This window comes from Parvimonas sp. KA00067 (assembly GCF_001553085.1).
Classification (GTDB): Bacteria; Bacillota; Clostridia; order Tissierellales; family Peptoniphilaceae; genus Parvimonas; species Parvimonas parva.
Map to the genome: position 1 here is coordinate 48,114 of NZ_KQ960150.1, position 12,714 is coordinate 60,827.

Annotated in this window: 14 protein-coding genes and 1 tRNA gene; 1 reads left to right on the forward strand and 14 read right to left on the reverse strand. The window is 29.3% G+C overall.

Going from position 1 to position 12,714, the window contains the following annotated elements:
* Positions 1-95: 95 nt before the first annotated feature.
* From HMPREF3181_RS08120 to upp, 7 genes are all read right to left on the reverse strand, one after another.
* Complete coding sequence (locus HMPREF3181_RS08120) at positions 96-326, reverse strand: IS1182 family transposase (protein WP_068473781.1); 231 nt, start codon at positions 324-326, stop codon at positions 96-98.
* 31 nt (positions 327-357) lie between these two features.
* Positions 358-948 carry a ribosome biogenesis GTP-binding protein YihA/YsxC gene (gene yihA, locus HMPREF3181_RS04790; RefSeq protein ID WP_068473783.1) on the reverse strand — a complete coding sequence of 197 codons (591 nt, stop codon included), beginning with the start codon at positions 946-948 and terminating at the stop codon, positions 358-360.
* A gap of 1 nt (position 949) precedes the next feature.
* A complete protein-coding gene (gene lon, locus HMPREF3181_RS04795; RefSeq protein ID WP_068473786.1) occupies positions 950-3,295 on the reverse strand; it encodes an endopeptidase La in 2,346 nt (781 codons plus the stop codon).
* 12 nt (positions 3,296-3,307) lie between these two features.
* Entirely contained in the window at positions 3,308-4,531 is a 1,224-nt protein-coding gene (gene clpX / locus HMPREF3181_RS04800) for an ATP-dependent Clp protease ATP-binding subunit ClpX (protein WP_068473789.1), read from the reverse strand.
* A 10-nt stretch (positions 4,532-4,541) separates the two neighbouring features.
* Positions 4,542-5,120, reverse strand: coding sequence for an ATP-dependent Clp endopeptidase proteolytic subunit ClpP (gene clpP, locus HMPREF3181_RS04805; RefSeq protein ID WP_068473792.1), 579 nt, complete (start codon positions 5,118-5,120; stop codon positions 4,542-4,544).
* 121 nt (positions 5,121-5,241) lie between these two features.
* Complete coding sequence (tig, locus tag HMPREF3181_RS04810) at positions 5,242-6,567, reverse strand: trigger factor (protein ID WP_068473795.1); 1,326 nt, start codon at positions 6,565-6,567, stop codon at positions 5,242-5,244.
* 405 nt (positions 6,568-6,972) lie between these two features.
* Positions 6,973-7,602, reverse strand: a complete 630-nt coding sequence (gene upp / locus HMPREF3181_RS04820) for a uracil phosphoribosyltransferase (RefSeq protein ID WP_068473797.1) — start codon at positions 7,600-7,602, stop codon at positions 6,973-6,975.
* 166 nt (positions 7,603-7,768) lie between these two features.
* On the opposite strand from upp, the gene HMPREF3181_RS04825 reads away from it, so the two are divergent.
* Positions 7,769-7,855, forward strand: a tRNA-Leu gene (locus HMPREF3181_RS04825).
* A gap of 140 nt (positions 7,856-7,995) precedes the next feature.
* Here HMPREF3181_RS04825 and HMPREF3181_RS04830 read toward each other — a convergent pair.
* From HMPREF3181_RS04830 to HMPREF3181_RS04855, 7 genes are all read right to left on the reverse strand, one after another.
* Positions 7,996-8,283, reverse strand: a complete 288-nt coding sequence (locus HMPREF3181_RS04830) for a DUF7675 family protein (RefSeq protein WP_197415923.1) — start codon at positions 8,281-8,283, stop codon at positions 7,996-7,998.
* Positions 8,273-8,410 carry a hypothetical protein gene (locus HMPREF3181_RS07720; RefSeq protein ID WP_156435996.1) on the reverse strand — a complete coding sequence of 46 codons (138 nt, stop codon included), beginning with the start codon at positions 8,408-8,410 and terminating at the stop codon, positions 8,273-8,275. The genes HMPREF3181_RS04830 and HMPREF3181_RS07720 overlap by 11 nt, the downstream gene beginning before the upstream one ends.
* Positions 8,411-8,490: 80 nt before the next feature.
* Positions 8,491-8,706, reverse strand: coding sequence for a hypothetical protein (locus tag HMPREF3181_RS04835; RefSeq protein ID WP_068473803.1), 216 nt, complete (start codon positions 8,704-8,706; stop codon positions 8,491-8,493).
* A complete protein-coding gene (locus tag HMPREF3181_RS04840) occupies positions 8,696-9,076 on the reverse strand; it encodes a hypothetical protein (RefSeq protein ID WP_156435997.1) in 381 nt (126 codons plus the stop codon). Before HMPREF3181_RS04840 ends, HMPREF3181_RS04835 begins: the two co-directional genes overlap by 11 nt.
* Positions 9,077-9,143: 67 nt before the next feature.
* Positions 9,144-10,838 carry a phospho-sugar mutase gene (locus HMPREF3181_RS04845; protein ID WP_068474034.1) on the reverse strand — a complete coding sequence of 565 codons (1,695 nt, stop codon included), beginning with the start codon at positions 10,836-10,838 and terminating at the stop codon, positions 9,144-9,146.
* Positions 10,839-10,984: 146 nt separating this feature from the next.
* The gene (locus HMPREF3181_RS04850) at positions 10,985-11,332 is read right to left on the reverse strand and encodes a hypothetical protein (RefSeq protein WP_156435998.1); all 348 of its coding nucleotides are present in this window, start codon (positions 11,330-11,332) and stop codon (positions 10,985-10,987) included.
* 746 nt (positions 11,333-12,078) lie between these two features.
* On the reverse strand, positions 12,079-12,561 hold the full coding sequence (locus HMPREF3181_RS04855; protein ID WP_068473812.1) for an ABC transporter permease: 483 nt from the start codon (positions 12,559-12,561) through the stop codon (positions 12,079-12,081).
* Positions 12,562-12,714 lie beyond the last annotated feature (153 nt).

Sequence of the window (12,714 nt, forward strand, 5' to 3'; positions counted from 1 at the left end):
AAATAAAAAATTAGTTTTAAAACAAAAAATAATGTTCACATAGAACATCATTTCAGAGCGCATACAAAGCATTAGTTTTGTCTGTGCTTTTTTTATTATTTCTTTTCCGAATGTGGTATCTTATCATAAAAATCATATCCTAAAAACCATCTGTATGCTACATTTACCTCTATTTTTCTTATTGTTTGACACATACTTTTTTTTTCAAAAATATATTTTAAAAATATTATTTTAAAAAGCACTATTGGGTCATACTTGGTCTCATTATCTAAACAATATTTATCTTCTATTAAATCATAACTAAAAAAGCGCCAATGATTTCTCATTGACACCTTTGTCATCAGTCTGAAGCTGTGATTACTCACAGCTTAGTATTTCTTCTATTTTGTTATGAACTAAATCTAAATTAGCTTTAGAATCAGAACTAAAAGGTATAACCAGATTCATATCTTTTACACCTAAAGTTTCTCTAACAATTTTTAAATGTTTATTCCATTGACCTCTTGAAATCTTATCGGCTTTTGTCGCAATAACATAACCACTGAAACCATATTCTAAAAGCCAATTATACATCATTACATCTTCCTTGCTCGGTGCATGTCTGATATCTACAACAAGTATAACTTCACACAAATTTTCTCTGTTTGAAAGATAAGTTTCAATAATTGTTCCCCATTTTTCCTTTTCACTTTTTGAAACTTGTGCATATCCATAACCGGGTAAATCGACCAATCTAAACTCATCATTTATTTTGTAAAAATTTACCGTTCTTGTTTTTCCGGGCTTAGAACTTGTTCTAGCTAAGTTTTTTCTATTTATAAAAGCATTTATAAAACTTGATTTTCCTACATTACTTCTTCCGGCAAATGCGACTTCTTTCAAATCAGAGTTAGGATATTGTGAAATAATCGCAGCTATTTGTTCTAATTCACTTGAAATTATTTTCACTTTACACCTCTTTTTCTAAAACTAAGTCTAACACTTCACAAACATCAGAAACAGGATAGATATTTAAAGTTTCTCTAATATCTTCAGGAATTTCTTCGATATCTACTTCATTTTCCTTTGGAATAATTATATTTTTTATTCCATATCTATTTCCAGCAAGAATTTTTTCTTTAAGACCACCAATAGCAAGAACTCTACCTCTTAAAGTAACTTCTCCTGTCATCGCAAATTGTCTATTAACTTTTCTGTTTGTAAGAGCACTTACGATTGCAGTTGTCATTGTTATCCCTGCAGATGGACCGTCTTTCGGTACAGCACCTTCAGGAACGTGAATGTGAATGTCTTTTTCTTTATAAAAGTCCTCATTGATATTAAATTTATCAGCTTTACTTCTTACAAATGAAATTGCAGTCATCGCTGATTCTTTCATAACATCACCAAGTTGTCCGGTAAGTTGTATCTTTCCGGTGCCTTTAACAATATCTGTTTCTATTGTTAAAAGTTCTCCTCCGACTTCTGTCCAAGCTAAACCATTTACAAGTCCAACTTTATCTTCTTTTTCCAAAACGTCATCGTGATATTTTTTCTTTCCTAAGAAATCAACAAGATTTTTAGAATTCACTATAACCTTTTTAGTCTTCTCTGAAACCAAAAGTACAGCCGATTTTCTTATAACTTTTTCTATCAGTCTTTCCAAGTTTCTAACTCCTGATTCCCTAGTATAATAACGAATCATATCTCTAACTGCATCAGCTTTTATATCAAGCATTCTCTTAGTTATAGAAAAGTTTTTAAATGCCTTCGGAATTAAATGGTCGATAGCAATTTTTTCCTTTTCGTCATAAGTGTAACTTGAAACGGGTATAACTTCCATTCTATCAAGCAATGGTGATGGAATTGTAGAAGTTGTATTTGCAGTAGTAATGAACATAACTTTTGACAAATCAAAAGGAATATTTATATAGTTATCTGTAAATTTATTATTTTGCTCAGGGTCAAGAACTTCAAGTAATGCGCTTGAAGGGTCGCCTCTAAAATCATTTGAAACTTTGTCTATTTCATCAAGCAACAATACAGGATTGTTTACTTTACATTGTTCTAACAAATTCAAAATTTTGCCCGGCATTGCTCCGACATAAGTTCTTCTATGACCTCTTATCTCACTTTCATCATGCAGTCCACCAAGCCTCATAGAAACAAATTCTCTATTCAAAGACTTTGCAATAGATTTTGCGATAGAAGTTTTACCAACTCCCGGAGGGCCAACTAAACAAATGATTGAACCTTTTTGATTGTTTGAAATCTGTCTTAAAGCTATCGACTCAACAATTCTATCCTTAACATCTTTAAGTCCAAAATGTTCCTTATCTAAAATTTTTCTAGTATAATTAACATCTAATTTTTCTTTTTTTGATTTTTTCCAAGGAAGTGCCACTATCTTATCAAGATAATTTCTAATTACATTTCCTTCAGGAGAGCCTGACGGAATTTCTGAAAGTTTTCTAATTTCTTTAAATAACATTTCCTCAATATTTTCGTCAAAACCAAAGCTCATTATTGCATTTGCATATTCATCAAGCTCTGAGCTTAAATCTTCTCCATCCCCAAGTTCTTCTTTTATTACATTTAGTTGTTCTCTTAAATAATATTCCCTTTGATTTTTATTAAGTCTTGATGAAACCTTTCTTGACAATTTTTCTTCAAGGAAAGATAACTCTATTGAATTTTGTAAAATTTCATAAAGTTTTTCAAGCCTTTGACGCATATCAAAAATTTTGAAATTTTCAAAATGCTCATCATCAGACAATCCCATTATATAACTTGCAACATTATTTGTGAATTTATCCATATTTAAAGAAACTTGAACACTAACTTCCGTATCAACATCTAAATGTCTTTTCTTAGTTGTGTAGTCTTCAAAAGCACCTTCAACCATATTTCTAAGAGTTAATAATTCAGCATCTTCACTCTCAACTTCATTGTAATAATATTCTTCAACATCTGCTCTTAAAAATCTACCGTCATCATAAATTTTCTTTGCCTTACATCTGCAAATACCCTCAGCTAAGACTCTAGTAACACCGTTATTCATCTTCAAAATTTGCTTAACGATAACAACTGTTCCCATTTCATATAAATCTTCAGCTTTAGGGTCCTCAGTTCTAATATCTTTTTGAGTAAAAACAACTAGAATAGAATCTTTTTTCAATGCAGTTTCTATTGCATCAATAGATTTTTTTCTTCCAGCATCAAAATGAACAACAGAATATGGGTAAATCCAAAGACCTCTAAGTGCAAGTACAGGTCTATTTAATTTTTCTTCAATATTAAAATTTATATTGCTCATAAATATTTTCCTTTATTCTTTACTTTCTTTAAAAGCTAAAACAGGCTTTGATTCTCCTAAAATAACTTCTTTTGTAACAGTACATTTCTCAACATCTTTTTCAGAAGGTAAATTGAACATAGTATCTAAAAGAGAATTTTCTATAACAGCACGAAGTCCTCTTGCTCCTGTTTTTCTTTCAAGAGCAATCCTTGCAATCTCTTTTATAGCCTCTTGTTCAAAATCAAGTTTTACATTGTCCATTGAGAAAAGCTCTTTATATTGTTTAATAAGCGCATTTTTTGGTTCTTCTAAAATTCTAACTAAAGAATTTTCATTTAAGCTTTCTAAAGTTACAATCATAGGTATTCTACCTACAAATTCAGGTATCAAACCATATTTTAACAAATCTTCAGGTCTTAAGTTTTTGATTATTTCAGAAAAATCATCAAGTTTTTCCGATTTAACTTCTGCACCAAAGCCCATTGATTTCTTTTCTAATCTCGATTTTAAAATTGATTCAATTCCTTGAAAAGCTCCTCCAACGATAAATAAAATATTTGACGTATCAACTTGAATATATTGTTGGTCTGGATGCTTTCTCCCTCCCTTTGGAGGAACATTTGCAACAGTTCCCTCAATAATCTTTAAAAGAGATTGTTGAACACCCTCTCCACTAACATCTCTTGTTATAGACGGATTTTCACTTTTTCTTGTAATCTTATCAATTTCATCAATATATATTATTCCCTTTTCAGCTCTTTCTATGTCGTAATCAGCTGCTTGAACTAATTTTAAAATTATATTCTCAACGTCCTCTCCAACATAACCTGCCTCAGTTAAAGTTGTCGCATCTGCAATAGCAAAAGGAACCTCCAAAACTTTCGCAAGAGTTTGAGCTAAAAGAGTTTTACCACTTCCAGTTGGGCCAACAAGTAAAATATTTGACTTTTGGATTTCAACATCACTTTGGGTATCTCTGTTAATTCTCTTATAGTGATTGTAAACAGCAACACTCAATGCTTTTTTAGCATCATCTTGTTGAATAATGTATTCATCCAAAATTTTCTTTATCTCAACAGGAGTTGGTAATTTTTCCAGTCTTTCTTGTTTCTTTGTTCTTTCTTGATGTTCAAGCATGGAATGACAAATTTCTATACATTCATTACAAATATTAGCGTTAATTCCACTTACTATTTGGTCAACTTCTTCAACTTCTCTTCCACAAAAAGAACATCTGGTATTCTTTTTTTCCAAAATTAACTCCTTAATTTTCTATAACTTCATCAATAATTCCATATTCCTTTGCCTCATGCGCTGTCATATAGAAATCTCTATCTGTATCTTTTTCAATTTTTTCAAGTGGTTGTCCTGTTCTTTTAGCTAAAATTTCATTTAAAGTACTTCTTACCTTTAAAATCTTTTCAGCTTGAATTTTAATATCTTCAGCTTGACCTTGAGCTCCACCAAGTGGTTGGTGAATCATAACATCAGCATTAGGAAGAGCAAATCTCTTTCCTTTTGCCCCTGAAGTTAATAAAAATGCTCCCATACTCGCTGCACGTCCAATACAAATTGTACTTACATCAGGCTTAATGTATTGCATTGTATCGTAAATCGCAAGTCCTGCACTAACAGAACCTCCCGGACTATTTATATAAATTTGAATATCTTTTTTAGGGTCTTCTGATTCTAAAAACAAAAGTTGTGCAACAATCAAATCTGCCATTTGGTCATTCACTTCTCCACTTAAAAATATAATTCTCTCCTTTAAAAGTCTTGAATAAATATCATAAGACCTTTCTCCTCTATTAGTTTGTTCAACTACCATAGGTATAAGTGCCATAATTACCTCCTAATAAAAACCCACCCTTCCACGATGCTTTGCATCGGGTGGGTACCCGGGAACTTTGTTGTTCCACAATAAAAAAATATAGCTTGATAAATGCAAGCTATATTTCAATTAATTATTCTTCAACAGTTTCTTTTTTAGGTTCTTGGAATTTAACAAGACTTACCAAATGATCAACCGCTTTTCTTCTAATTAAACTTGCAGTAATACCTTCTAGACCTTCTCCTGATTTTAATTCCTTCTTAAATCCTTCAAAATCTTTTACTTTCATATTCTTTCCGAATTCATCGATTTCCTTATCAATTTCTTCTTCAGAAACTTCAATATTTTCTAATTTTGCAAAAGCGTCAATAACAAGCTCAGCATTAGCTCTCTTAGTAGCCTCTGGTTTTAACTGTTCTCTAACAGCCTCTTCAGTAGTATTTAACATTTTGAAATAATTATCTAAATCCATATTGTATTGTCTAATTCTACCAGCAAAATCTCTAAAAGCCTTATCAACTTCTTCATTAATCATAGATTCCGGAGCCTCAACATTTGAACTTTCGATAAGAGCATCAATAGCATTATTTTGTTTTTGAACTAATGCATTTCTATCTGCTGATTCAACAAGATGTTTTTTGATGTCTGCTTTATATTCTTCTAATGTATCGAATTCTGAAACGTCTTTTGCAAACTCATCATCTAATTCTGGAAGTTGTTTTTCTTTAATTGAATTTATTTTAACTTTGAAAAGAGCCGCTTTTCCTTTTAATTCTTCTGAATGATATTCTTCTGGGAAAATAACATTAACATCAACATTATCTCCAATATTTTTACCGATTAATTGTTCTTCAAAACCAGGTATAAAAGTATGTGAACCAACAACTAAATCATAATTTTCAGATTTTCCACCGTCAAAAGCAATTCCTTCAACACTACCATCAAAGTCAATATTTACAGTATCCATATCCTTTACAGGTCTATCTTCAACTGTAATTATTCTTGCATTATTTTCTCTTTCTTTATTTACTCTTTCATCAACCATTTCATCAGTTACTTCAAATTTAACATCATCAGCAACTAAATTTTTATAATCTCCAAGTTCTGGAACTGGTCTTAATTCTTGGTCAAACTTAACAACGATAACTTTATCCTTATCAAATTCTTCAATATCAATCTTTGGCATACCACAGATATCTTTACCAATTTCTAATTCTTTAACAGCATCTTCGAATAAATCAGGTAATAATTCATTAACAGCGTCTTCAAAGAAGATTCCTTCTCCATAGTTTAATTCAATAATCTTTCTTGGAGCTTTACCTTTTCTAAATCCAGGAATGTTAAATCTTGATTTCATTTTGTTATAAACTTTATTAATTGAAGCATTAAAAGCCTCTGAACTAATTTCTGATGTAAAAACTACTCTTTTATCATCTCTTGATACTAATTTAGTATTCATCTATATTCCTCCTAATCACTTTATAAAAATTAAAGTTTTAATTTTTTCTATTTACATACCTAAAAAGTATAACATAAAAAAACATATATTTCAATAGATTAAATATATATTCTATCAATTTAGGTCCTTCATCTCCAAATTTTTCATAAACCTTTATTCATTTTCTAATTTGTGAATAATTTATATTATATTTTTTCTCTAAATATCCATATCCTCCTTTACACTCAAAATATTCTTCTACCATTTTCTTTTTCAGTTCAAAACTATATTTTGCCATAAAAAATACCAACCCCATTTAGTTAAATTTTTGGTCTAACTTTTTGGGGTCGGTACAATTTCTCCAACCTTTTACTGTTATGAAATAACAAGATTACCGGGTATCCTCCGACGCAAAGCATCGTGAAATTATTTTGTTCCGAATAATCTATCCCCTGCATCTCCAAGTCCAGGAACGATATAGCTATGTTCATTTAGTCTCTCATCTAATGCAGCTACAAAAATATCCACATCAGGATGATTTCTTTGAACAGCTTCAACTCCTTCAGGAGCAGCAATTATACAAACCAATTTAATATTTTTACAACCTTTTTGTTTTAAAAGTTTTATGGCATCAGAAGCTGAACCTCCTGTTGCAAGCATTGGATCAAGAACTAAAAAATCTCTTTCTTCTGCATCTACAGGTAATTTACAATAATATTCAACAGGTTGTAAAGTTTCAGGATCACGATATAATCCAATATGTCCAACCTTTGCAGCTGGAAGAATATTTAACATTCCTTCAACCATTCCAAGTCCTGCTCTTAAAATAGGAACAACCCCTAATTTTTTTCCGGATAATCTTTTAACCATTGTTTTTTGTAAAGGCGTTTCAATTTCCACCTCATCAGTTTTTAAATCTCTTGTAACTTCATAAGCCATAAGCATTGAAATTTCATTTACCAAAGCTCTAAAATCTTTTCCTCCGGTATTTTTATCTCTTAAATATCCTAACTTATGAGAAATAACCGGATGGTCAAACACTGTTAATTTTGACATATCATTTCCTCCTAAAATTGTGCAAAAATTTTTATTCTATTAATTTTTATCTTTAATATTATATCACAATTACCTTTTAATAATCAAATATCTTTAAAACAAAATTTTTATTAAAAATGTTGAAAAAAAATTTTTTTTATGTTATACTATTTCAGTAATTAAATTTGCCGGCGTGTCGGAACTGGCAGACGAGACAGACTCAAAATCTGTTATCCGCAAGGGTGTGTGGGTTCGAGTCCCACTGCCGGCACCATTTTTATTATCACAAAAAATTATAAAAATTAATTTAGTTCATTAGAAGTAGAGTTTTAACTCTACTTTTTTTGTTGCGATAATTTGTCAAATCAAGTGCAACAAAAAAGCAACACACTTTTTCGTACACTGCTTTTGATTTTATCTATTTTTTAAAAATTCTTTCCAGTATGGTTCGTCTTCATCAAAAATTTCTTTCTCTTCTTTAGTCAAATTATGAGGATAGTCCAAAAATATATTATATATCTTTTTCTTATCGAAACTAAACAAATGCTCTCCTACAACATCCAACTTATCTATCCACCACACTCTGCTTTTTTCATCTTCTTTATAAAAATCAGAATATCCCTCAAGATTGCTTTCTGCAAAGATTGTTGTATCTTCTTCATTTGCATATTTTTCTAAATCTTTATAAAAATCATTTGACACTTCCACCACTTCCCTTTAATTGTTCTCCGCCATTTATGTTTATAAATCCTAAAATCTTTTCAAATTCTTCATTATTTTTTAAACTATCAACATCTATTAAAATGCTATCCGCTTCAACTTTCCCCATATATTTTATATTATGACTTTTCTTGCAACCAAACCTTTTTTAATACATTGTTATTTCATAGTTGCTTCTACGTTATTTAATTATTTGATACCAAAATCTTCAACATTAAACCCTCTGCCTTCTAAATCATTTTTTATCATATCTATACATTGTGTATAACCATCTAAAAGACCTATATTATAATCTGTTTTTATATTTAATTCTTTGTCTAATTCTGTTTTTCTCTGAACAATTCGTTCAATTATACTTATCAAAGTATCTTCACTGAATTGCCAACTTATATCATTATTTTTCATTTTTCCTCCTTATTTCTTTCCGTATTTCATAAATAGAGTTTTCAAAATTTGATATTTCATTTTTCCAGTGTTTTATTCTTCCTCTTCTAATTTCTATTGAAACCTCATTCCAGTCTGAATAAAATTTTTCAGGATTTTTTATTTTTTCTTTATGTTCTTCAACTTGCTTTTCTAAATTCTTTATACCCTTTTCTAATTGAAATATTATTTGTTTTTTGATGTCTTTTTCAGAAAATAATCGCAAATTCATTCTTAAAGAAGATTTTTCAATATTTCTTCTTTCTATTATTTCCTTGATTTTATCATCTTTTTCAATATCTTTCCACTTTTTATTCCGAACATTTTGTTTCCTTCCGTCTGCCGGCACCATTTCAACTAATATTTTATGTTAGTTTTTTTTACAAAAAAGGTATATCGATTAAGACATACCTTTTAAATTACTCTACATTATTCATTTTTTCTCTACAAGTTTTTTCGATTAAATCTAATTTATCAACACTTTCTTGTTCTGTTTTTCCGATTGTATAAATATATAATTTAATCTTAGGTTCTGTTCCTGATGGTCTTAATGCATACCAAGAGCCGTCATTCAAATAATATTTCAAGCAATTTTGTTTTGGAAAATCTAAATATCCATCTTTAAAGTCAACTATTTCCTTTAAAGAAATTTCTTTCATTTCTTTAATCGGATTTTCTCTAAAGTCCTCCATCATTCTTCCAATTCTTGCTTCTCCTTCAATTCCTTCAAGTTCAAGAGAAATTTGTCTTTCATTATAATATCCAAACTCTTCATAAATATCATTTAAAACTTCTAATAAACTCTTTCCTTGCTTTTTGTAATATCCTGCCATTTCGACAACCATCATTGATGCACCAACAGCGTCTTTATCCCTTACAAATGTTCCATAGCAGAAACCGATGCTTTCTTCATAACCAAAAACATAATTCTTTTCTTTAGTTATATCATATTCATTTGTCTTTCCACAAATATTTTTAAAGCCCGTTAATGTTTCAACTGTATCTATTCCATATTTTTTAGCTATCGCTCTTGATAAATCTCCGGTTACGATTGATTTTACTAAAACAGGATTTTCTGGCAAGTTTTTAAGTGCATATCTTTGTGAGAAAATGTAGTATGATAATAAAGCACCAATTCTATTTCCATTTAAGAATACATATTCTCCATTTTTATCTCTAACTTCAAGAGCAACTCTGTCGCAATCAGGGTCAGTTGCGATTAAAATATCAGCTCCTACTTCTTTACCTAAATTTTCTGAATAAAGAAATGCTTTAGGAACTTCAGGGTTTGGATAACCGACAGTTGTAAATTCAGGGTCAGGTAATTCTTGTTCCTTAACTACAAATACATTTTCAAAACCTCTTCTCTTTAAAACTTCTCTAACAGGTAAATTTCCAACACCGTTTAATGGAGTATAAACAACTTTAATATCCTTATCAACATTTTCGTCGTTTATAGTTAAATTTAAAACTTCTTTTTTATATTCTTCTTCAACTGATTCATCAATAAAACTCGCCATTCCACTTTTGATTGCCTCTTCAAAAGGAATTTGTTTAACATCTTCAAATTTTTCGATTTTTTCCATATGAGCAGAAATTTGATTTGCAATGTCGTCAAGAATTTGTGAGCCCTCTTTCCAGTATGCTTTATATCCGTTATATGCCTGTGGATTATGACTTGCAGTAACCATTACTCCTGCCATACAATTTAATTTTCTAATTGCATAAGAACACATCGGAGTCGGTCTTATCCCTTTATAAATATACGATTTAATTCCATTACCTGCCATTATTGAACAAGTAAGTTCAGCAAACTCTTTTGAGCCATATCTAACATCGTAACTTATTGCAACTCCTCTTTCAATAGCTTCTTTTCCATGGTCAATAATTGTATTTGCAAGAGCTTGTCCTGCCTTTGAAACCATATACTTATTCATTCTGTTTGTTCCTGCACCAAGTTTACCACGAAGTCCAGCAGTTCCAAACTCTAAAACTTTGTAAAATCTATCCTTAATTTCTTCTTCATTATCTTTTATTGAAAGTAAATCCTTTTTTGTTTCTTCATCAAAAAAATCATTATTTAACCATTCTTCATAAACTTTTTTATAATCTATCATAATTCCCTCCTAAAATTTACATACTCTCAGTATATTTTACATCAATCAATATTTTTTTTCAATATATTTTTGATAAAAAAAATACTACTCAAAAAAGTAGCATTTTTAAAACTATACAATTATACAAATTATAATAATTTGATCTATTTATTTTTATTATTTTTATTATTTTTAATAAATAACGTAATAAGAAAAAATGGAAACCAAGATAACATAAAGTCAACATAAAGAGCATTAACTGAAAGTAATGAATAAAAAAGTCCTTTTGTTTCTTTAAAATTGTCCATAAAAATTTTACCATGATCTACTTTAAAATAAAAAACATTATGCAAGTATTCAGTATCAAACTTTCCATATCCAATATAATAAAAAATTTCAAAAAATATTATAAACGTCGCGATAAAAAAAACAAACGTTAAAATTGGTATTAAAAAATCTTTAAAAAAATTACTTTTTAAAAATTTAAATTTGCTATTATCTATTTTTTTCATCAAAAATTTACTTGCAAAAAATATAATAAACAAAATAAACAAACAAATTATAATATTATAAAATACAACTATTTCTTTATTATATTTAAAAGAATCCAAATACTTACTTATCTCATAAAAACTTAAAAACAACAAAAATATAGCCGTAATAATAATTTCAAAATCATTTGTTTTTTTTATCATCTAGTTGCACCCTCTTCCATCGATACAATATCCATTACTATCAAACTTAAACCATTGTGAATTAATCTCTCCCCATCGATCTGCATATGCACCATAATCTCCCGGTATATGATACATCCATTTTCCATTTATTTTTTTCCAACAACTTGAGTCTTCTGGAACATAAGCCCAATCAGAATCAATATAATACCAAGGTTCTCTTACAATTAAATCATAAGGATTTACCCCATATTCCTTATCTGTATGTTTTAATATTTTTCCTTTACTCCATCCGAAAAAATATTTTTCTTTAACTGTAATTTTCGAAAAATTCCTTCCTTCTTTTGTTTTAAAATTATGAATATAATATATTATACTACGCCCATATTATATTACTTTCCCATAAAAAATACAATCATTTTATTATATTTTTTCTTATGGATAAATATTATATTTATCCCATATTGTAAAATTAAGTTAGTGTCGGTAGTGATAGAAAAAAACAGTAAACCTTTTTTGATTTACTGTTCCTATGTTAGTTTTATTAAGTTATAAGCTACACAAACAAATATTTACCTATATCTCTATAAAAGCGTCAAAATGTAGCCGTCTATTACAGCAATTAGCAAATACATTACGAAACCTCTAACAAATGCTTCTATATGTTTTTTCGGATTTTGATAAAATTTCTTGTCTGGTATTTTACTCAAGCGGATACGCTTTGTATTTCGCCACCACAAAAGGTCTATGACTAACAAATCGAAAATATTCAACCCCTGCCCCATAATGCTTAAGTACAAAAAATTATTAAAGAAGTTATCTTCTTTGATAAAGAGACCCAAGAAAAACAGAATTACTGAAAATAATAATAGGTTGAATATAAACGTAATAAATTTATTATGTTTATTGAACTTCCCTTGATACTCCAAAATATTATTTATCTGATCCTGCACTTCATCCGGATATGAAGAATAACTTTTTAAATTCTTCTCGTCTGTACCAGTTCCGATATAGCAAAGTAAGAAAAATACAATACATAAAATTACTGTTTCAACCGCTACCACCATTTTGTTCCACCTTACCTTCAAATTTATCTTCCTAAAAAGCCAACAAACAAAGCTTGAATTATAGCTATAATAGGGACAAGCAAAAATGGAACTAACAAAAAATGTTCCCAAATTGCCAAATGTTTCATCCAATTCTTGAATTCATAATCCTTG